At 36.1% G+C, this 21368-nt stretch carries 29 protein-coding genes and 1 other annotated feature; of the genes, 27 read left to right on the plus strand and 2 right to left on the minus strand.

Going from position 1 to position 21368, the window contains the following annotated elements; all coding sequences use genetic code 11:
- The first annotated feature begins 110 nt into the window (after positions 1–110).
- Entirely contained in the window at positions 111–1484 is a 1374-nt protein-coding gene (glmU, locus tag I573_RS04160; protein ID WP_016186193.1) for a bifunctional UDP-N-acetylglucosamine diphosphorylase/glucosamine-1-phosphate N-acetyltransferase GlmU, read from the plus strand.
- Between the two features lie 110 nt (positions 1485–1594).
- Positions 1595–2575: a ribose-phosphate diphosphokinase gene (locus I573_RS04165; protein ID WP_016186192.1), complete on the plus strand. Its 981-nt coding sequence runs from the start codon at positions 1595–1597 to the stop codon at positions 2573–2575.
- A 34-nt stretch (positions 2576–2609) separates the two neighbouring features.
- On the opposite strand, the gene I573_RS04170 is transcribed toward I573_RS04165, so the two are convergent.
- Positions 2610–2990 carry a hypothetical protein gene (locus tag I573_RS04170; RefSeq protein ID WP_016186191.1) on the minus strand — a complete coding sequence of 127 codons (381 nt, stop codon included), beginning with the start codon at positions 2988–2990 and terminating at the stop codon, positions 2610–2612.
- Between the two features lie 201 nt (positions 2991–3191).
- On the opposite strand from I573_RS04170, the gene I573_RS04175 reads away from it, so the two are divergent.
- The 19 genes from I573_RS04175 to I573_RS04260 all read left to right on the plus strand — a co-directional run bounded on the left by I573_RS04175 (position 3192) and on the right by I573_RS04260 (position 17037).
- Positions 3192–3599 carry a hypothetical protein gene (locus I573_RS04175; protein ID WP_016186190.1) on the plus strand — a complete coding sequence of 136 codons (408 nt, stop codon included), beginning with the start codon at positions 3192–3194 and terminating at the stop codon, positions 3597–3599.
- On the plus strand, positions 3596–4360 hold the full coding sequence (locus tag I573_RS04180; protein ID WP_016186189.1) for a DUF6681 family protein: 765 nt from the start codon (positions 3596–3598) through the stop codon (positions 4358–4360). Before I573_RS04175 ends, I573_RS04180 begins: the two co-directional genes overlap by 4 nt.
- Positions 4361–4373: 13 nt before the next feature.
- The gene (locus tag I573_RS04185; RefSeq protein WP_016186188.1) at positions 4374–5018 is read left to right on the plus strand and encodes a FusB/FusC family EF-G-binding protein; all 645 of its coding nucleotides are present in this window, start codon (positions 4374–4376) and stop codon (positions 5016–5018) included.
- Positions 5019–5202: 184 nt separating this feature from the next.
- Positions 5203–5517 (plus strand): PTS cellobiose transporter subunit IIB, encoded by a 315-nt coding sequence (locus I573_RS04190; RefSeq protein ID WP_016186187.1) that lies wholly within the window; start codon positions 5203–5205, stop codon positions 5515–5517.
- Between the two features lie 14 nt (positions 5518–5531).
- Positions 5532–7514, plus strand: a complete 1983-nt coding sequence (locus tag I573_RS04195; RefSeq protein ID WP_016186186.1) for a BglG family transcription antiterminator — start codon at positions 5532–5534, stop codon at positions 7512–7514.
- Between the two features lie 3 nt (positions 7515–7517).
- A complete protein-coding gene (locus I573_RS04200) occupies positions 7518–7868 on the plus strand; it encodes a PTS cellobiose transporter subunit IIA (protein ID WP_016186185.1) in 351 nt (116 codons plus the stop codon).
- A 23-nt stretch (positions 7869–7891) separates the two neighbouring features.
- Complete coding sequence (locus I573_RS04205) at positions 7892–8389, plus strand: hypothetical protein (protein ID WP_016186184.1); 498 nt, start codon at positions 7892–7894, stop codon at positions 8387–8389.
- 19 nt (positions 8390–8408) lie between these two features.
- A complete protein-coding gene (gene celB, locus I573_RS04210) occupies positions 8409–9764 on the plus strand; it encodes a PTS cellobiose transporter subunit IIC (protein ID WP_016186183.1) in 1356 nt (451 codons plus the stop codon).
- 147 nt (positions 9765–9911) lie between these two features.
- Positions 9912–10181, plus strand: a complete 270-nt coding sequence (rpsN, locus tag I573_RS04215; protein ID WP_016186182.1) for a 30S ribosomal protein S14 — start codon at positions 9912–9914, stop codon at positions 10179–10181.
- A 12-nt stretch (positions 10182–10193) separates the two neighbouring features.
- Complete coding sequence (rpmF, locus tag I573_RS04220; RefSeq protein WP_016186181.1) at positions 10194–10361, plus strand: 50S ribosomal protein L32; 168 nt, start codon at positions 10194–10196, stop codon at positions 10359–10361.
- The gene (locus I573_RS04225; protein ID WP_016186180.1) at positions 10358–10726 is read left to right on the plus strand and encodes a hypothetical protein; all 369 of its coding nucleotides are present in this window, start codon (positions 10358–10360) and stop codon (positions 10724–10726) included. The genes rpmF and I573_RS04225 overlap by 4 nt, the downstream gene beginning before the upstream one ends.
- Before the next feature lies 1 nt (position 10727).
- Positions 10728–10877: a 50S ribosomal protein L33 gene (gene rpmG, locus I573_RS04230; protein WP_016186179.1), complete on the plus strand. Its 150-nt coding sequence runs from the start codon at positions 10728–10730 to the stop codon at positions 10875–10877.
- Positions 10878–10899: 22 nt separating this feature from the next.
- Entirely contained in the window at positions 10900–11016 is a 117-nt protein-coding gene (locus I573_RS11450) for a putative metal homeostasis protein (RefSeq protein ID WP_016186178.1), read from the plus strand.
- A 3-nt stretch (positions 11017–11019) separates the two neighbouring features.
- Positions 11020–12546 carry a metal ABC transporter solute-binding protein, Zn/Mn family gene (locus I573_RS04235; protein ID WP_016186177.1) on the plus strand — a complete coding sequence of 509 codons (1527 nt, stop codon included), beginning with the start codon at positions 11020–11022 and terminating at the stop codon, positions 12544–12546.
- Positions 12547–12591: 45 nt separating this feature from the next.
- Complete coding sequence (locus I573_RS04240; RefSeq protein WP_016186176.1) at positions 12592–13416, plus strand: MurR/RpiR family transcriptional regulator; 825 nt, start codon at positions 12592–12594, stop codon at positions 13414–13416.
- Positions 13417–13544: 128 nt separating this feature from the next.
- Complete coding sequence (rpiA, locus tag I573_RS04245) at positions 13545–14216, plus strand: ribose 5-phosphate isomerase A (protein WP_016186175.1); 672 nt, start codon at positions 13545–13547, stop codon at positions 14214–14216.
- Positions 14209–15174: a Gfo/Idh/MocA family protein gene (locus I573_RS04250; RefSeq protein ID WP_016186174.1), complete on the plus strand. Its 966-nt coding sequence runs from the start codon at positions 14209–14211 to the stop codon at positions 15172–15174. The genes rpiA and I573_RS04250 overlap by 8 nt, the downstream gene beginning before the upstream one ends.
- A 39-nt stretch (positions 15175–15213) precedes the next feature.
- Positions 15214–15408 (plus strand) — a binding site (T-box leader).
- A gap of 53 nt (positions 15409–15461) precedes the next feature.
- Positions 15462–16607: a 5-methyltetrahydropteroyltriglutamate--homocysteine S-methyltransferase gene (locus I573_RS04255; protein ID WP_016186173.1), complete on the plus strand. Its 1146-nt coding sequence runs from the start codon at positions 15462–15464 to the stop codon at positions 16605–16607.
- Positions 16600–17037, plus strand: a complete 438-nt coding sequence (locus I573_RS04260; protein ID WP_016186172.1) for an NUDIX hydrolase — start codon at positions 16600–16602, stop codon at positions 17035–17037. The genes I573_RS04255 and I573_RS04260 overlap by 8 nt, the downstream gene beginning before the upstream one ends.
- Before the next feature lie 61 nt (positions 17038–17098).
- Here I573_RS04260 and I573_RS04265 read toward each other — a convergent pair whose 3' ends face one another.
- Entirely contained in the window at positions 17099–17590 is a 492-nt protein-coding gene (locus I573_RS04265; protein WP_016186171.1) for a methylated-DNA--[protein]-cysteine S-methyltransferase, read from the minus strand.
- 245 nt (positions 17591–17835) lie between these two features.
- Here I573_RS04265 and I573_RS04270 point away from each other — a divergent pair, with 245 nt between their 5' ends.
- The 6 genes from I573_RS04270 (at position 17836) to I573_RS04295 (ending at position 21360) form a co-directional block, all read left to right on the plus strand.
- Positions 17836–18105, plus strand: coding sequence for a hypothetical protein (locus I573_RS04270; protein ID WP_016186170.1), 270 nt, complete (start codon positions 17836–17838; stop codon positions 18103–18105).
- A gap of 61 nt (positions 18106–18166) precedes the next feature.
- Positions 18167–18634: an RpiB/LacA/LacB family sugar-phosphate isomerase gene (locus I573_RS04275; protein ID WP_016186169.1), complete on the plus strand. Its 468-nt coding sequence runs from the start codon at positions 18167–18169 to the stop codon at positions 18632–18634.
- A 114-nt stretch (positions 18635–18748) separates the two neighbouring features.
- Entirely contained in the window at positions 18749–19702 is a 954-nt protein-coding gene (locus I573_RS04280) for a cation diffusion facilitator family transporter (RefSeq protein WP_016186168.1), read from the plus strand.
- 12 nt (positions 19703–19714) lie between these two features.
- Positions 19715–20137 carry a phosphate-starvation-inducible PsiE family protein gene (locus I573_RS04285; protein WP_016186167.1) on the plus strand — a complete coding sequence of 141 codons (423 nt, stop codon included), beginning with the start codon at positions 19715–19717 and terminating at the stop codon, positions 20135–20137.
- Positions 20127–20702 (plus strand): Type 1 glutamine amidotransferase-like domain-containing protein, encoded by a 576-nt coding sequence (locus tag I573_RS04290; RefSeq protein WP_016186166.1) that lies wholly within the window; start codon positions 20127–20129, stop codon positions 20700–20702. Before I573_RS04285 ends, I573_RS04290 begins: the two co-directional genes overlap by 11 nt.
- A 136-nt stretch (positions 20703–20838) precedes the next feature.
- Complete coding sequence (locus tag I573_RS04295; protein ID WP_016186165.1) at positions 20839–21360, plus strand: NADPH-dependent FMN reductase; 522 nt, start codon at positions 20839–20841, stop codon at positions 21358–21360.
- The last annotated feature ends 8 nt before the right edge of the window (positions 21361–21368 follow it).

A 21368-nucleotide genomic window follows, 5' to 3' on the forward strand; every position in this document is an offset into this window, starting at 1 on the left:
ACTAGCCTTAGTCGTTGACTAGGGTTAGTTTTTGTGTGGTAAAAGAGTTTGAAAAAGTCGATGAAGTAGGCTACACTTAAACGAGAAAATACAGAATTGGAGTGAATCGTGTGGAATCACGTTATGCAATTATTTTGGCTGCGGGTAAAGGTACTCGTATGAAGTCAAAGTTATATAAAGTACTACACCCAGTATGTGGAAAACCAATGGTCGAACATATTATGAATCGAGTTACAGAACTTTCACCAACTGAAATCGTCACAATAGTAGGTCATGGGGCAGATTTAGTGAAAGCACAACTAGGTGAACGTAGTGCATATGCATTGCAAGCTGAACAATTAGGTACTGGACATGCCGTATTACAAGCAACTCCATTTTTACAAGGAAAAAAAGGCACAACTTTAGTTATTAGTGGGGATACTCCTTTATTAACTAGTGAAACATTAGAGCGCTTATTTGAATACCATGAAGGAAAACATGCATCGGCAACTATTTTAACGGCGCATGCTGAAGATCCAACAGGTTATGGACGGATTATTCGGGATCGCGTGGGGATCGTTGAAAAAATCGTCGAACAAAAAGATGCTTCAGTTAGTGAAGCACAAGTTCAAGAAATTAATACAGGGACCTATTGCTTTGATAACGAATTATTGTTTGAGGCGTTAAATCAAGTCGATACCAATAATGCGCAAGGTGAATATTACTTAACAGATATTATTGAAATCTTGAAAAAAGCGGATCACACTGTAGCTGCTTATCAAACAGAAAATTTTGAAGAATCGATCGGTGTAAATGATCGTGTTGCTTTAGCAGAAGCGAATCGTATTATGCGCCAACGTATCAATACTGAACACATGCGTAATGGCGTATCTTTTGTGGATCCAGAAAGTACCTATATCGAAGCAGGAATTACAATCGGTGCTGAAACGGTTATTGAGCCTGGCGTATTTTTAAAAGGAAATACGACAATCGGTGAAAATTGCTTTATTTCTGGTCAAACACAAATTATCGACAGTACGATTGGAAATGACGTAAGCATTTACTCATCTGTCATCGAAGAAAGTACGATCCGTGACCATGTTGATGTGGGGCCTTTTGCTCATCTACGTCCACAAGCAGAAATCCATGAACATGCACATATTGGGAACTTTGTTGAAGTGAAAAAAGCAGTGATTGGAGAACATACAAAAGTGGGACATCTAACGTATGTAGGAGATGCTACTTTAGGAAAAGAGATCAATGTAGGATGTGGAGTTGTTTTTGTAAATTACGATGGCAAGCATAAACACCATACAACAGTTGGCGATCATGCGTTTATTGGTTCTGCTTCTAATTTGGTTGGACCAGTAAGTTTGGGAGACAATGCGGTTGTTGCTGCTGGATCGACAATTACTAACGATATTCCAGAAAATGGAATGGGAATTGCGCGCACACGCCAAGAAAATAAAGTCGATTTCGCAAAAAAACTTCCTTATAATCAATAAGAATAACGGAATCACTTGATTTATCAAACAAAAATGACTACTATTTATGAGTAAGAGATTTCTAGAAACGTGTCGGATTCTAGTTTTAGGTATAGAAAGTGGAGGTTCTCATGTTAAACCAGTATTTTGATCCAAAGTTAAAGATTTTTGCCTTAAATTCTAATCGTCCTTTAGCTGAAAAAATTGCAGCTGCGGTCGGTGTAGAATTAGGAAAATGTTCTGTTAAACAATTTAGTGATGGCGAAATCCAAGTAAATATCGAAGAAAGTATTCGTGGTTCGCACGTATACATCATTCAATCTACTAGTAGCCCAGTCAACGATAACTTAATGGAACTATTGATCATGATCGATGCATTGAAACGTGCAAGTGCAAAAACAATCAACATTGTAATGCCTTATTATGGATATGCAAGACAAGATCGTAAAGCGCGTTCTCGTGAACCGATTACGGCAAAATTAGTTGCCAATATGATTCAAAAAGCTGGTGCAACACGTATGGTCACATTAGATCTACATGCAGCACAAATCCAAGGATTCTTTGATATCCCGGTGGATCATTTAATGGGAGCACCATTGATTGCAAATTATTTCTTAGAAAAAGGTATTCAAGGCGATGATGTAGTGGTTGTTTCACCAGACCATGGTGGTGTAACAAGAGCACGTAAATTAGCTGAATTTTTAAAAGCACCAATTGCGATTATCGATAAACGTCGCCCACGTGCAAATGTTGCGGAAGTCATGAATATTATTGGTCGTGTAGATGGTAAAGTATGTGTCTTGATCGATGATATTATTGATACAGCAGGAACAATTACGTTAGCTGCTAATGCGCTAAAAGAAGCTGGTGCTAAAACAGTCTACGCTTCTTGTACGCATCCAGTTTTATCTGGACCAGCATTAGAACGTATTCAAGATTCTGCAATCGAACGTCTAGTGGTAACCGATTCAATCAATTTACCAGAAGAACGTAAAATTGAAAAAATCGATGAAGTTAGTGTTGGAAAATTAGTAGCAGAAGCAATTAAACGTATTCATGAGAACAAGCCTGTAAGTCCACTTTTTGAAACAAAAACACCTTTAAAAGGGTAAGCAAAAAGACATCCTTCATCTTAGGGATGTCTTTTTATTTAAACGAAAAATAAATTGGGATCACAGATAGAATCGTAATACTTAAACCAATCAAGGCACAACTAATGCCAAGTGGTTCATCAAAGACAAAATGTGCGATACTTCCTAAAAAGGTTAAATAGGCAAAGGTTATAAATTGAATCAATAAATACGTACGATAATAAGAAAGATAACGATACGTTTCACGAAGTTTCATCCAACGAACAAAACCGTAGGAAGCAAATGTTAATCCAAGTAGAAATAAAAAAAATAATAACGCGATCGATTCCCACAAATGGTGAGTCAATGCGCCCATTAAAGCGTACGCAGAAAAACCGATCAGTCCGGCAGAGAGTAAAAAATAAATTATGCTTTCAACACGATCGAATGTTTTCATAGCGTTCTCCTTTTCACAAGTTCATGATATCTAGTTGAAAGTTTAACATATTCTACAGTCAAATACCATGTTAGCAAAGTACTACGATTTAAAAAGAGTTAAATAAATCTTAATTTAACAGCAAATTTCAGAAAATAAACATTTTTTTTGAAAGAAATTGTGGTAGGATATTTTCGATACTATAAAAGGAGCATGAGTCCAATGAGAAAAGTTCCGCCTATTTTAAAACCAATTGCATTACTAACAATTTCTGTTTTGGTGGCTACTGCTACGACGGTCGTCAACAGTTCAAGTTATCGTGCCCCTAGCACGAACAGCTCGTCAACGACTACGACGATCAGTGACACAAATCGCTCAAATGAGTCGACCACATCAGATACACGAACACAGCAAACTGTAGAATCGAGTGTGGAACAAACACAAACACCAAAAGTATATGAATCGCAAGATCAAGAAACAAGTACAATCACTAGCGAAGAAAGCAGTATATCAAGCGAGGAAAGTACGGTTACTTCAGAATCTGAAACACTTCCATCTTCATCGGTTGAAGAAAACGTAAATAACTTTAATGCAAGTACACCAAGTGACGAGGCAGGTGCAAGTCAATGAGTTTTTTATTAGATATTATCAATGGAATCAATAAATTTTTAGGTTATTTAGATATTAGTCCAAAATACTTGAACCGTAGTTATACGATATTAAGTATTTTTCCAACACTTTATATTTTGCGTATTGTGTATGGATTGTTGCAAAATGAAAATTATCTTCAATTTGTATTGTATAGTATTGTCTTTATCGTGTTGATTTATTTTATTGTATTGAATATCTTTTATTACTTTTTTGATAAAAATTTAAAAGCAGATGTCACACAGCTATTTGTTAAATATCTACCAGATGAAGTATTTAATATTCAGCAAGAGGCTAAATCCAATACCAAAACGATGAAAGCTGTAGATACAAAAGAGATCGAAGTCGATTTTTATGATGATTATGAATTGATTTTAGCGATGAATATGCAAGAATTGATCGATAAAAAAGTTATTTCGGTAAATGATCTAAATCAAACAGAAGGCTATTTGATCGAATGGAATACGATCTATCCTTACTATTTTGTAAAACGGATCCATCAGAATCAGTATGAGTTACAAATTGGAACAAGCTATCAGTCGCTAGTTCCAATCGGTCGAATCGAGCATAAATCAGCAGAAAAATTAGAACCAGTGGGCTTATATGTAACTGGTGGTGATTTTGTAAAAGATGGTTTTCGTTATCATGAGCCCTATCATCTGACACTACTAGCTAAAAGTGAAACCCCACTAGAAAGCCACACGATGACGATGTCTCGGACACAGCGTCGTAAAAAAACATAAAAGAGGGTGCGCAATGACAGCGACTATCGAGCCTTATCAGTTTGTGACGCTTAAACGGATAAGCAAACAGTTGATCAATACGTATAAAACCGTAAGTGATGACCAAACGATCGCAGCAATACAAATGATGACCTTAGATAAGATGGATCAACTTTTTCCAGTGATGAACGATGCGATCAAGCATTTTTCACTTCAATTAATGGATAAAAAAATGACATTCAAGCAATTAGAGTTTGCATTAGCTGAGATTAAACAAATAGTTATGCCTTTTACTCAGCCAAGTGATCAAGCGATTCAAGGCTTATTTAAAAAAGTAAAAAAATTGTCGTTACCTGATTGGGAGAAATTGGATTTGTCTGAAGCAACGTATATTGGGTGGCAAGATAGTGCCACCCAACGGAAATTTTTGATTACAGAAATTGAGGGGACCTTAAGAGGAGTATCTGGTGTCCAATCTTCTAAGGGAATCAAAAATATGTGTGCTATCTGCCAGCAAACCGAGTATGTCTCTTTGTTTTTGGCAAAAACCAAAACAGCCGGTGACGGCACGTACACAAAAAAAGGAAACTATATTTGTGTAGATAGCATGAGTTGCAATCAGCAAATCGAACAAAAAGTAGCATTGAATCATTTTTTTGAAATGACTAAAGGTAAATAATCAACACATCACGTGTCTATTTAAATAAGGAACGTGATGTGTTTTTATTTTTTTCCGTATCGATACGGAAAAAGTTGAATTGAAATAAAAACGCTTTCTTTTTATACTGTAGATAAGTTAAAGCTAATGAACGAAAAAAATATCGGTTATTAAAAATTATGTATAATAAAAGGAGAGAATCATTATGAAAAAAGCGTTAATCATTTGTGCAGCAGGAATGTCATCATCATTAATGGCAAAAAAAGCAACGGAATATTTCCAAAGTAAAGGACAAGAAATCGAAGTCGATGCTGTTCCAGCAACAGAAGGCGACAAAATGATTAAAGATAGTGATTTCGATCTATTCTTGATCAGTCCTCAAACGACTATGTATTTGGATAAATTCAAAAAAGTGGGCGATTCTGTAGGAAAACCTGTAGTAGGTATTCCATTCCCAGCTTATATTCCGATTCCAACTGGTGTACAACAATTAGGAGATTTGATTAGCGCGAACATTTAATGGGAGCGAGGATAATGATGAAACAAAAACAACGTGATCTAATTAACTTATTAATCACCGCTAAAGGAACGTTTAAAACGAGTGAGGAATTAGCAACAGAATTATCATTATCTGATCGCACGATTCGCAATTATATTCGTGAATTAAAACCAACAATTGAACACAATGGTGCAAATATTATAGCAAAACAAGGTCTAGGCTATCAGCTAAAAATCAGTGATCGACAATCATTCGATCTCTTTTTGGCTGATTGCCATTTGGGTGGTATAAATGAACTAAACCATCCTATTAATGAAGTCGCTGATCGGAAACGATATTTATTAAATCTAATGCTGTTAGAAGATCAAAAAATCGATCCAGATGAATTATCTGAGTCTTTGTTTATCAGTACCTCACAATTGCTAAAAGATATCTCTGAAATCAAACAGCAGCTTATACCATATGATTTGACGGTAAAAAAAGATAAACAAGGATTTTTTATTGAAGGAAAAGAACGAGCAAAGCGTCATTTTATGATGAATTATTTTTTTACTAAAGATGCGATGAATGTGTTACAACCAATTTCAGTTAAAAATGGATTGAGCGATGCGATTGGATTTGATCTACTTACAATCATTATTTTAGATGAATGTCGTGAAGCCCACTTAAAATTGTCTGACTTTATTATTCAAAATCTTGTGTTGCATCTTTCTTTAAGTATTAAACGAATTCAAGCTGGTCTAGATATCCAAAATTTAGGATTAGATGAATCGATTGCTACACGAATTGAATATGAAGTGGCAGGTCGTATTATTGAACGGATCGAAACGATTGTTCCAATTCATTTTCCAATCGAAGAACGTGCTTATCTGACATTGCATTTAATGGCTAAATCTAATCATACCAATTTGGACGAAGATTCAGAATTAGTGCATACACTAAAAGATTTGTTATTCAAAATGCAGATCGAAACTGGATATTCATTTGCAACCGACCATCAACTGTTTAATGGTTTGTTAGAGCATATTAAACCGATGCTCATCCGTCTAGAACGAAAAATCGCCCAAGAAAATCCTTTGTTACACGAAATCAAAGAAAATTATGCCGAAGTATTTGATTTAACTAAATACTATATGGGGCAATTACCTGCATTATCGAGTTATACGATCAGTGAAGATGAGTGGGCGTATATCACCTTACATTTTTTAGCCTCACTTGAAAAAATCAAACATGATCAAAAAGCACGTGTATTAATTATTTGTGCAACCGGATACGGGAGTGCCCAGTTATTAAAAACACGAGTGGAAAAAGAATTTGGAGAACGTCTGAATATCGTAGCAGTCAAAGGCTACTATGAAATTGACGAGCAATTGCTAGAAGAAGTGGATCTGATTATTTCGTCAATCGATCTTTCGACTATGGTCTTTAAAGTTCCAGTTTTTCATGTCAGTGTATTTTTGCCTGATAAAGAAGTCCAAATGATTCGTCAGTATCTCAGAAAACAAAAATCAAATACGTCGATTTATGATCGAAAAACCAATCGCATGACGAATTCGATTGAAACTTCCTTGACCGAACTTGCAGCAGATTACTTTTATTATAGTCCACAAGTTCAAACTAAAGAGGAGATCATGAATGAATTGTTGACTCGATTGTCATTAAACGAATCGACTCATTATATCGAGCAGATGAGAAGTCAGATCAACCAACGAACGAAATTAGGAACGATTTTATTTAGTTCTACGATTGCAGTTCCCCATCCAGCGATTCCTGTTGGGAGGATTGCAAAAGTTGGTGTCGCAATTTCGAAAGAAGGCGTGTACTGGAACGAAGAGTATCCCAAGATTCATTTCGTTTTTATGGTATCCCCTTCCATTTATGAAAACTATGGATTAACTGTAGTAACAAAAGCGATTGTATCCCTGATCGAGCGTAAGGATATTCAGCATCGATTACTTGAGGCAGTTACTTTTGAAAAATTTACTACTGAATTTATTAAATTGATTGAAGAGGTGTAGAACATGAGTGAACAAATGACGAGTGAAGAAATCCAAGTAGTCGCTTTTACGATTATTTTGCATAGTGGAAATGCACGAACAAATATTCATCAAGCATTTAAAGCAATGCGTGAGGGTGATTTTGAGCAATCTGCAGCTAAGCTTGAAGAAGCCAAAGAAGAAGTAGTAAAAGCCCATAATTCACAAACAGACTTATTGCATGCGTATGCAGGGGGCACAAAAATCGATATGGAGATTATTATGGTCCATGCACAAGATCATTTAATGACGACGATGACTTTACAAGAAGTGGCTGAAGAAATGTCTTATTTATATCAACAAAACCAACAAATATTAAAAAAAATAGCCAATTAATGATGAGCTGAGGAGTGGATACAATGAATGCAGAAATGAAAAAGCTTGAGGAACGAAGAAAAAAAACAAGCATTACGAATATGTATTTTAATCGATTTTTATTGATTCGTTATACAACGGCTTTATTTTTATTTTTCAATCTGTATTGGTTTGTATTTCTACTATTTAGTCAACCGTTATTGGCACTTGTTCCATTGCTATTATTTATCGGTTCAGCAATCGTTGCGATTGAACAAGTAAAATTATATCGTAATCATAGCGAACAGTTACCTTATGCTAAAGGATTTTATATCCTTCAAGGCATTGTAAACAGTGTGATGATAGTACTCGTCTATACACCAATGTATGATCGTTTCTTCCCCTTCCTGACGAATACTTCAGAAACAAAAAATATTTTGACGATTACTTTATTATTAGGCGTGCTTATCAGTTTAATCGTGTTAAGAAAATTACACAAAATTCGTCTAGGTCAAGATAAACACTTGAAATTAGTGAAAGCATATGAAAAAACAGTTAGTTAAAAGATAAGGAGAGAAGAAGATGAACAAAGGGTTTACGATTTTACAGAAATATCTAATGCAACCGATGGGAAAAATTGCTCAGTTTAAGTTGGTCCGTGCAGTAATGGCAGCTGGTATGGCATCGATTCCTTTCACGATCGTAGGATCAATGTTTTTAGTATTTAACATTTTACCAACAACATTTACCGGGCTACAAGGATTGTTTGACAGCACATTTTTCAAAGTTAGTGACTTATACATGGTAGCCAATACAGCAACAATGGGGATTTTAGCACTTTATTTTAACTTTGTTATCGGATATGAATTAACGAAAATTGAAGCAGAAGAAAATGGATTAAATGTAAACGCTTTGAACGGTGCAATGTTATCTGTATTTGCATTCTTCATGACATTACCTGAATTAGTGATGAAAGACGGCGCGATGAAGTTAGTAAATGTGACTTCAGAAACAGAAAATGTAATCAACGGATTTCGTATGGGAGCTACTGTTGATCGTTTAGGAACATCAGGAATTTTTACTGCAATTATTATGGCTGTGTTAGCTACTCAACTGTATTTCCTATGTGTACGCAAAAACTGGGTCGTTAAAATGCCAGAAACTGTTCCCTTAGGAGTTTCTCGCTCATTTACAGCATTGATTCCAGCTTTTGTTATTGCATTTGCTGTACTGATCATCAACGGTGTATTAGTTGCTTTAGGAACAGATATTTATAAAATTATTGCGATCCCATTTGCCTTCGTAACTGGATTAACAAATAGTTGGTTAGGTGTTATGGTCATTATCTTCTTGATCCATGCATTATGGGTTGTAGGGATTCATGGTGCCAATATCATCGGTGCGTTCTTAACACCAATTTTATTAGCAAATATGGCTGAAAATGCTGCTGGAGCACATATTCCATTTGCTGGTGAGTTCAATAACTCATTTGCAATCATGGGTGGTTCTGGAGCGACATTATTAATGACATTCTTTATTGCTTTCTTAGCTAAATCAGATCAATTGAAAATTTTAGGTCGTGCTTCTTTAGCACCAGCGATCTTCAACATCAATGAGCCGATCATCTTCGGTATGCCGATTGTGTATAACCCATACTTAGCGATTCCATTCTTCTTAGCACCAATGGTTTCAGCATCAGTTGGTTACTTTGCAATCAAAACAGAATTTATCAAACCTTTAGTAGCACAAGTTCCATGGCCTTCTCCAGTTGGTTTAGGTGCCTTCATCGGAACTGGTGGTGACTTGATGGCAGCACTTGTGGCGATCATTTGTGCGATCTTAGCCTTTGTCATTTGGTTCCCATTTGTGAAATTCTACGATGGAAAATTACTAAAAGAAGAAAAAATCAAAGCAGCAGAATTAGCTGCTCAAGCATAATCATCATAAAAAATGTCTCGTACTTTTTAGTACGAGACGTTTTTTTTATGAAAAAGATTGACACGATATAGAAGTTCTGTTAAATTACTTTCGTTCAAATCGTATTCATTACGGTTTAAGATCTTCAAATAGGAAGAAGGAAAATAGATGGCAAAAAAATCTAAACTTGTCAAAGCACAAAAACAGCAAATACAAATTGAACGATATCGTGAACGTCGTGAAGCACTCAAAGCAGCAAAAGATTATCAAGGGTTAGCTGCTTTGCCAAAAAATGCGAGTCCAGTACGATTACGTAATCGAGATCGACTTGATGGGAGACCACGAGGCTATATGCGTAAATTTGGTCTATCTCGTGTAACATTTCGTCAATTCGCTCTAGAAGGAAAAATTCCTGGCGTCAAAAAAGCCAGTTGGTAAGGAGGAAAACAGATGGCTGTTCCAGCACGTAAAACATCTAAATCAAAAAAGAATAAACGTCGTACACACCATAACCTTTTAGCACCTACAATTTCATATGATCAAGTAAGTGGAGAGTATAAACGCGCACATCACATTTCAAGAGCCGAAGTAAAAGTAAGAAAGGCAGCTGTACGATGAAGATTATTTATCCACCATTAGTAGAAGATAGCTATTCTTATTTTCAAGAAAAAAAACCTAAATCGTTGCTCTATCAAAAACTTGTCGCACAAAATATTATTGATGAAACTGGCGCACCGACCAAAGAAGCATTAAAAAAAGGTTGGGTAAAAGATTTTTATGAAGCGGTCGATTTATCGTTCGAAAAATTTTTAGATCTATATCCCATTTTTAGATTATGGTCTGAAATCGAGTTTAAAAAAATTGAGGGTTTTTGGGAAATGGCTATTCGAGACAAACAAAAAATCCAGCAAGTGATTTGTAAGTTGCCCTACGATCAAAAACAACAACTCATGATGTATTTTGATGAAAGAGGAGGAATATAAGATGCGTCAAACGATTATTTTAGAATGCAAGGAGACAAAAGAACGTTTGTATTTAACAAGTAAAAATAAGCGTAATACACCAGAAAAATTAATGTTAAAAAAATATTCACCAAAATTACGTAAGCGAGTTGTATTTCAAGAAGTAAAATAAATTAGCTATTAAGGGAGAAAAAATGGAAAAAACTGATTTATCAAGTGCCTATCGTCGTTTAAAAAGTCCAAATATCAAAACGAAAAAACGGGCATTAAAATTGATTCAAGCTGCAAAACGAAAGCAAAAGGGGATTTAGAACGTGAAGAAAAAGAAATTAAAATTGAGTTTAGGGGTATTGGGAATAGCTAGTTTGGGTCTACTTGCGGCTTGCAGTTCAAATGGTACTGCTGAAACGAAAGAAGACCAGTTGTCGATCGTGACAACTTTTTATCCGATGTATGAATTCACCAAAGAAATCGTTGGCGATGAAGCGAAAGTCGAATTACTAGTTCCAGCAGGTTCGGAACCACATGACTATGAACCGAGCGCTAAAGATATGGCAAAGATCCAATCAGCAGATGTATTTGTATATCATAATCCGAATATGGAAGGCTGGGTCGAAAAAGTCCAAAAAACACTAGAGGATGATCAGGTCAACGTTATTGAAGGAACTAAGGGAATGTTGTTACTACCAGGATCAGAAGAAGAGGACCACGATCATGGAGAAGAAGGCCATCATCATGAACTTGATCCGCATACGTGGTTAGCGCCAAGTTTAGCGAAAAAAGAAGTCGAGTCGATCGAACAACAACTTGCTAAAGCTTATCCAGATAAGGCAAAAGTATTTAAAACCAATAGTGAAGCCTATTTAGAAAAACTAAATGCATTGGATCAACTGTACCAAAAGAGTTTAACGAATGCGCCCCAAAAAAGTTTCGTCACACAACATGCGGCATTTGGTTATCTAGCGTTAGAATATGGATTGACCCAAGTCCCGATCGCTGGTCTGTCACCAGATATCGAACCAAGTCCTAAACGCTTAGCTGAATTGAAAACGTATGTAAAAGACAATGATATCCAGTATATTTATTTTGAAGAAAATGCCAGTGACAAAGTAGCTAAAACGTTAGCGAATGAAACCGGAGTGGATTTATTAGTCTTAAATCCATTAGAAAGTTTAACAAATCAACAATTAAAAGCTGGTGAAACGTATATTTCGGTGATGGAAGAAAATCTTAAAGCATTAGAAAAAACGACACAATCCGCTAGTAAAGAAGTAACTACTGAAACAGCAACGCAAACTGAAAAAACTGTCGCAAATGGCTACTTTGAAGATAGTCAAGTCGAAGATCGAACGTTAGCCAATTATGCAGGAAATTGGCAATCGGTCTATCCTTATCTACAAGATGGCACGTTAGATCAAGTTTTTGCATATAAAGCAAAGTTGAATCCAGAGAAAACGGAAGCGGAATATAAAGCCTATTATGAAACAGGATATAAAACAGATGTGGATCAGATCAAAATCACAGATGATACAATCAGTTTTAGCGATCCAGCTGGCACCAAAACGTATACGTATACTTATGCAGGTAAAGAAATTTTAACCTATGCCAAAGGAAATAAAGGCGTTCGTTATTTATTTGAGACAAACGATCCAAATGCTGGAAATTATCGTTATGTACAATTTAGCGATCATGGAATCAAGGATGAAGCAGCTGTTCATTTTCATATCTACTTTGGTGGTGAGAGTCAGCAAGCCTTATTAACGGAAATGGATCATTGGCCAACGTATTATCCTGCTGATTTATCCGCTACACAAATCGCACAAGAAATGCTCGCTCATTAATTGAATATGCTACAATAAGAAAATGATGGAAAAAGGAGCAAGTACGTGAATATTCTTGATAAATTACATGCGATGTATACCACATTTTCGATAACTGAAAAAAAAGTAGCAGATTACATTTTGTCACATCCACAAGAAATCCCTAATATGACGATCGCTGATCTGGCTTCGCAAAGCGAAGTAAGTGAGGCATCGATCAGCCGGTTTTGTCGGAAAATCGAAGTAGTAGGGTTTCATGCATTGAAAATCGAATTGGCACAAGTAACGATTCCCAAATTAGATGATCATCCAGAACAGTCACGTTTAGGTCAGCGTATCGCGCATATTCAACAAAATAAAATCAAAGAAATCGAACAGACATTGATGCAATTAGACGAAGACGTACTACAAGAGTCATTAGACCAGATCGTCAAAGCGAAGCGGGTTATTTTTTTAGCCTATGGCAATACGATTCCAGTTGCGATGGATGCAGCTTACCGGTTTAACCAAATCGGGATTGCATCAAGTGCCTACGAGATTTGGGATACAGCTTTAGCTTCGTTACTGACATTTACTACAGAAGACTTGGTCATTGTGATTTCAAATTCAGGAGAAACGAAAGATTTGATCAAAGCGATCGAGTGGTGTCGTACACAACAACTTACAGTCATCGCGATGACAAATAACCAACAGTCCCCTTTGGCAAAGTTAGCAACGATTCATTTGACGACGGCTACAAGAGAACGACTATTTCAAAAAGATTATTATTTTTCTCGTGTGTCGGCAATGTTGTTAACAGAGACGTTATTCCTATTGTTAGCCTTTGAAGAACCTGAACGTTTAGAATTTATTAAACGACACGAGCAGTTGATTTCAGATCATAAAATTTAAAAAGAAGATATCTCGAGGGTATCTTCTTTTTTGTGCTTGACGAAATCAGTGCAGTCTGAGTATACTTAAGAAAGTAAATTTCATATTTAATTATTTTGTAAAATTAAATTTCATAAAGGGGTATCAAGATGAAAAAGAGATGTGCGGCGATAGCGTTTAAGAAAATCCATCCACATATGGTTATCGGACTAGGTGGAGGAAGTACGATTGGATTTTTGGTCGACATGATCAAAGAAGCTCAATTAGATATTCAAATCGTGACACCTTCTGAAAAAACAAAGCAACACTGTTTAGAAGCAGGTTTGACGGTACTAGATCCATCCTTTGTTGCGACGATCGATTTAGCATTTGATGGGTGTGATGAAGTTGACCAAGATCTCCAAGTTCTAAAATCTATGGGTGGAATCCATACTGAAGAAAAGATCATTGCTAAAATGGCTAAAGAATATATTGTCTTAGTAGATGAAAGTAAAGTATCGTCTACGTTGAGTTTTCGTGTACCCATCACACTTGAAGTCGTCCGTGAAGCGTTGACTTCAGTATTGTCAAATTTAAGTGCAAAAGGTGATGTGACACCTCGTATGAGCCAAACGAGCGATGCGTATACCTTTACGAGTCGAGGGACCATTTTAGTAGAATTTACCCCAAATGATAAACACTCATTAAAAGAGTGGAATACTTACTTATTGATGCTACCTGGAATTGTAGATACGTCATTATTTTACAATATTGCGACTCGTGCGATTGTCGTGACTAAAGCGTCAGACTATGAATTAACAGGAGGAAGAAAACATGTATAATTGGGGAATTATTGGGACTGGTGTTATTGCAAGAGAGATGGCAGAAGCATTTCAGGCACTTGATCGCAAAATTTATGGAGTCACGAGTGCACGCTTTGAGCGAGCAGAATCTTTTGCAAAAACATATCAAGTAGAACACGTATATCAAAGCGTAACGGACTTGTTACAGGATGAGGCAATCGATGTCGTATACATCGCAACACCACATAATCTTCACTACGAACAAATTAAAGCCGCACTATTACAAAATAAGCATGTCTTTTGCGAAAAAGCGATTACAGTAAATGATCGTCAACTAGAAGAATGTGTGGCATTAGCAAAAGAACGAAATTTAACGATCTCTGATGGTGTGACGCTATTTCATATGCCTCTTTATAAAAAACTGCGACAAATCGTATCGAGTGGAGAATTAGGTCCAGTCAAAATGGTTCAAGTAAATTTTGGTAGTTGCAAGGAATATGATGTCAATAATCGCTTTTTTTCTAAAGAATTAGCTGGTGGAGCATTATTAGATATTGGTGTATATGCAACGTCATTTGCACGTTATTTTATGTCTAGTCAACCAAATGTCGTCTTAACTACTGGAAGCTTTTTTGAAACCGGAGTGGATGAAACTTCAGGTATTTTATTAAAAAATCAAGATGGTGAAATGTCGGTTATGGCATTGACTATGCGTGCAAAACAACCAAAGAGAGGTGTCGTTGCATGTGAAAAAGGATTTATCGAAGTCAATAATTATCCTCGTGCTCAAGAAGCAACCATTACGTATACTGAAACAGGTGAAACGGTGACGATTATTGAAGGGGAGACCACACGTGCTTTGGAGTATGAGATCTTAGATATGGAAGACTATATTACGACGCAATCTGGAGAACAAAATTTACAGTTGATTCGTGATGTGATGTCGACCTTGACCAGTATTCGAACACAATGGGGAATGGTATATCCTTTTGAATAGTTGACAATTTTTTTCTTCATGGTATGATAGCAAAAACATCTAGATCCGATGAAAAGAAGAGTATGTATTATATGGTTAGTAGAGAGATTTTGGTTGGTGTAAAAAATCCGAGTATAATGCAGAAGATGGTCTTGGAGGACGAGAGTGATCTTGCGGAAGTTTCCACGTTACGGAAAATTTGAGGGGAGATAGTTCCCAAATTAAGGTGGTACCACGTATTCAAACGTCCTTTGTCTGTTGACAAAGGACGTTTTTTATTTAGTTAAAAAGGAAAAGGAATGGTGAAAATGGGAAAACAGCAAGCACCTTATCGAGTAGATCATGTTGGTAGTTTTTTGAGAACAGATCGTTTGAAAACAGCAAAAGCAGAAGAAAAAGATGGACAAATTTCATTATCAGAAAGAAAAGCAATCGAGTCTGAAGAAATAGAAGCGCTTGTTTTAGAACAAGTGAAATCAGGTCTTAAAGGCATTACGGATGGTGAATTCCGTCGTGGTTGGTGGCATTTGGATTTTCTAGAAAACTTAGATGGTGTAGAAGGATATGTTCCTGAACAATACAATCAAGTATTTAGCGGAAAAGCAGCACCAGCGTATAACGTGCGGTTAGTCGGTCAGGTAGATTTTTCTGACACGCATCCGTTTATCGAAGATTTTCGACAATTAAAGCACGTTGTGGATCAATACGAAGATGTTCAAACAAAAGCTACGATTCCAAGTCCAACAATGTTACTTCGACAAGAATTGTTAGCCAATGATGGATCATCAAAATTAGCAGAAATTTATCCTGATATCAATGAATTTTATCGTGATTTAGCAGATGCTTATAAAAAAGCGATCCTAGCTTTTTATGACGCAGGATGCCGCTATCTTCAATTTGATGACACCAATTGGGCCTTTTTAGCAGATGCGACAAAACGTGAAGAAATTGAAGAAAAAGGTATTGATCCAGAATATATTGCTGCGATTTGTACAAAGATCATTAATGATGCATTATCAGTAAAACCTGATGATATGGTGATCACAACACATATTTGCCGTGGGAATCATGCGTCTTCTTGGTTGTTTTCTGGAGGATACGAGCCGATAGCGAAAGAATTATTTGCAACAGATTACGATGGGTTCTTTCTAGAATACGATTCTGATCGAGCAGGTGATTTTAAACCTTTGCGTTATTGGAAAGAATCTGGGAAAAATAGTCAAGTTGTTTTGGGATTGGTTACCTCAAAAACACCTGAATTGGAAGATCCAGCACAGATTAAAGCTCGTGTTCAAGAAGCAACGCAATACATCCCATTAGATTACTTGAGTATTAGTCCTCAGTGTGGCTTTGCTTCAACGGAAGAAGGAAATCGCTTAACGATTGCAGAACAATGGGATAAGATTCAGCATCTTCAAACGATTGCAGAAGATATTTGGGGAACTCATGTCTGATTTAAGCGTTGCTTTAGCAGAAGGGAAACTAAATATTCGTGTTGCAGCTTGGTGTGAAGTAGAAGGCAAGTTATTAGTTTGTCACTATCAAGATCAAACGATCACGTTACCAGGTGGGCGAGTAAAATTTGGTGAATCGACTGTTGAAGCATTAACACGTGAAATAAAAGAAGAGTTAGATACGACATGCATATCGATAGACTATCTTGGTGTTATTGAGAATTTATTCGAGCAAAAAGTAGCGTATCATGAATTATTATTTGTATATACTGTTGAATTGGCTGAAAAAAATCGATTCAAGCAAACACAAACTGAAGAATTTGCTTGGATTCCTCTCACAAAGATCCAAGATCAACTCGTACCGCAAGCTCTTGTGCACTTGAAAAAGACACCAAAGACGCATATGATCAATAAAGAAAGCTCGTTCTGATTCGAACGAGCTTTCTTTTTCACCTATTTTGTAAACAAGTAGATTTGTAAACAAGTAGAAATTAAATCGTCTCTAAACGCAATAAAGCTGTTTTTCGATCTAACCCACCCGCATATCCAGTCAATTTTCCATTTTTCGCAATGACTCGGTGACAGGGAATAAAAATCGATAGAGGATTCTTACCCACAGCTCCACCAACAGCACGAGCACTTGTAGGTTGAGTGTAACGAGTCGCGACATCTAGATAAGAAATAGTTTGACCATATGGAATCTGTAATAATACTTGCCAAATCGCTTGCTGATACGCTGTGCCCGTGGGTTTTAACCGTTTCCGTATTTCCTTGATATTCGGTTGTTCATGTGCAAAATAAGCATCTAGAAATAAAATAAATGGTTGGAATAAAGGATCGTCTTCTTTCGCAACTAGACAAGCGGTGGGATCTATTTTTTGAAAATAATGTGCTTGCCCTTCAAACCAAGCGCCAATTAAATTTTCTTCTTCTCTGACAAGTGATAATATTCCTATAGGTGTTTGATAATCAAAGCGATACATCGTGTTCACTCCTTTTAATTGTAGTGTACAAAAAAATGTCTTAGAATGCGAGTATGAATGTATTGAAAAATAGTTGAATATTCGTTTTTGTTTCATGATAGTTTTCAGAAATATAAAGAATCAAGAAAAATTCAGTAAATAATAGAAAAAAACATGAGAGAGCACTTACAATTTTCGGAAAATTGGTGTAAGCTTAATTTTATATAAAAAGTAAAATTAAAGTATGTCCTAAGGAGTTTTGTAAAATGGAAGAAGCAAAATGGCATGCCCATTTAGGGAAAATTGCAACTGTAACCGCGATCATTATGTACGTTTCATATGGTCCTCAAATTTATGGAAATTTAACGGGGAATCCGACTGGCTATTTACAACCTTTGGCAGCCGCTGTAAACTGTTCATTATGGGTCGTATATGGATATGGAAAACCACAAAAAGATTGGCCGGTAGTGCTTGCTAACTTACCTGGAGTAATTTTTGGTTTATTAGCTGCAGTGACTGGTTTTATCGCACAATAAAACATATACGAAGAAAATCTTTTTTAAAGGTTCTCTTCGTTTTTTATTTAGGAGGAAAAACATGAAAATTAGTTTAGCAAGTGATCACGCAGGAGTGGTATTAAAAAAAGAAATTATCAAACAACTAGAAGCAATGGGGCATACGGTTCATGACTTTGGTCCATATAGCGAAGAGGCAGTCGATCTTTCTGATTTTATTTATCCAGCAGCTTTAGAAGTTGCAAAGGGTGAATTTGATCGTGGAATTTTTGTCGATGGTGTAGGATATGGTAGTGCATTGATCGCCAATCGAATTTTAGGAATCGATGCAGTGGTTTGTCAAGATCCATTTTGTGCAAAACTAGCACGTGAACACACAGATAGCAATGTATTGTGCTTAGGTGGGAAAATCATTGGTTCAGCGATTGCTGCAGAAATCGTGCATACTTGGATGACAACAGACTTTTTAGAAGAAGAAAAATACCAACGTCGTGTTAAAAAAGTACAAGCTATCTCTGAGAAGCATTTACGCCCTTTAGCTGAACTTTAAAAAGTATTCGAATCGTCATGATTCGAATGCTTTTTTCATTCAAGTAAGCAAAATTAGGCAAAGAATTAGAATTCCAGTATACTGAAAACATAAATAGAATAGGAGTGAGTCTGTTTGGAAGTAAAGCAGAAAAATGGAATGGGATCAGTATTAGCCGCATTAGCTGCAAATATCTTAGTAGCCATTAGTAAATTTGTTGGATTTTTTGTGAGTGGAAGTGCAGCGATGCTAAATGAAAGTATTCATAGTGTCGTCGATTGTAGCAATCAAATCTTATTGATATTTGGAGATCGTCGTTCAAAACTGGGACGCAGTGACTTACATCAATTTGGTGAAGCACGAGCGAAGTATTTTTTTAGTACGATTGTCGCAACGATGCTATTCTTTGGTGGTGGTGTCTTGGGAATCATGGAAGCTATTGAAAAATTATTGCATCCAAGCCATGAGGTAAATAATCCATGGATCGTTTTAGGTATTTTAGCATTTGGTATCGTAGTCGAAGGTGCTTCACTACGTGTCGCAATGAAAGAAATTCGTGAACTAAATACGGAAAAATTATCAATTCCTAAATTTTTACGCGAAAGTCGACATAGCGAGATTTTAATTATTTTTACTGAAGATTTTTGTGCAGTGATCGGATTATTTTTAGCAGTTGTCGGAACAGTTTTAGCAATGGTTACAGGGAATCCTTTTTATGATGCATTAAGTGGTCTATTTATCGGATTATTATTAACTGGTGCAGCCATATTTTTAGCAAAAGAGTTTTATAGTTTGATCATCGGTGAAAGTGTAACAGCTAGTGATCTAAAGATCATCGTCAATGAGTTTAAACGCAAAGATATCGAACGCTTGATTGATATCAAAACGATCCATATGGGACCTGATGAAGTTATGATCGCTGCGAAAGTTGATTTATTAGATACCAAGGAAGATCAAGGATACGCAATCATTAATGAGATTGAAGCGGACATTCGTGCAGAATTTCCAGATAAGACTTTATATATCTACATTGAAACCGATAAGTATGATCCGAATTATCAAAGCCATACAGAAGAAGAAACAGTATAGGAGGATATAGTTATGGGACAATGGTTGTTACAAATTGAAAAAAAAATTCTGGCTTTTTTGATGGCATTAAGTTCGATCGCATTAGTATTGGTTGGAATTATCATTACTTTTTTCTTGTTCAAAGAAGTCTATCATTTGTTTACGTTTGCCTTAGCAATCGATACAAATACAATTTATTACGACGCTTTGGAAAGTATTCTATCTTTTTTCTTATTTTTTGAATTTTTGACACTGATTATTACTTCAATTAAAAATCAAGGTCATGTTTCATTGAGCTTTTTATTGACACTAGGTTTGACCGCTTTGATTCGACTTTTATTGACCTATCACGATCAAGTCTTTGGATTGGTCGTTATTGCCATTTCGATTGTTTTATTACTATTTGGAATGACGTTGGTCTTGAAACAAGAAAAGGGAGAACAACATGAAAACTAAATTTTTATGTTCCTCCTTTTTAGGAAGCGAGTCCTTATTTACTAAAGAGGTTTCTTTGAGTGATAAGCGTATAGGATTTATTCCAACAGCCAGTGTTGTAGAGGAGTATGACAGTTATGTGCTAGAAGCCTACCAATTTTTAAAAGAACGAGCTAAGCATGTCCTCACGATCAATCTTGATCAAGTTGAATTTTGCGAACTTAAAGATCTCCTATCAACAGTGGATATTTTATATATTAGTGGGGGGAATACTTTTTATTTGTTGCAAGCTGTCTACAATTCAGGTTTTGATCGATTAATGACCGATTATTTAGCAAAGGGAAATTATCTTATTGGAGAATCTGCAGGCGCTGTGATCATGACACCTGATATTTCTTATATTCATGTAATGGATGATGATCGTGTCGTTGAATCGAAAGTTACTAAGGGATTAGGTCTTGTAGACCGTCCGATTATTCCACACGTAGAAAGTGAGTATTTGGGTCAAGCAGCTGCAGAAATTTTAAATACGTATGAACATCAGCCTTTTTATGCCTTAACTGATCAAGATGCGCTATTTTTTTAATTGAATAATTAAAAAGACTCTCGTGTCGTGGGAGTCTTTTTTTGTTACTAAAAGTAAGCATATCTCTTTACTTATTTTTTGTAAGTGTTATGATAAGTGTATCAAATCACTTACAAAAAGAAAGTAGGAAAGCATTATGAAATTTGGAATCATTTTAGGAAGTACTCGTGAAGGACGTGTGAGTCCACAAGTAGGAGAATATGTAAAAAATTTGGCAGCAACACAAGAAGGTCATGAATTTGAAATCATTGATATCTTAGATTACAACTTACCATTTTTGGGAACAGGTACACCGAATCAAGCTTGGAATGAAAAAATCGATTCACTGGATGGCTACATCTTTATTACTCAAGAATATAATCATGGTATGAGTGGAGCATTAAAAAATGCAATCGATAGTGCGCGTGAAGAATGGTTCAATAAAGCTGCTGGAATCGTCAGCTACGGTTCAGGTGGTGGAATTCGTGCAGCGGAACAATTACGTTTAGTCTTAGCAGAACAAAAAGTGGCAGGTGTCAGAACAAATCCTGCTTTTAATCTATTTACAGATTTTGAAAACTTCTCTGAATTTAAACCAGGTGAACATATGGCACAAGGTGTTTTAGACATGTTTGAAGAATTGATTACATGGGCTAAAGCACTAAAAACAATTCGTTAATCATTCCT

Source organism: Enterococcus sulfureus ATCC 49903 (genome assembly GCF_000407605.1).
GTDB classification, from domain to species: domain Bacteria; phylum Bacillota; class Bacilli; order Lactobacillales; family Enterococcaceae; genus Enterococcus_G; species Enterococcus_G sulfureus.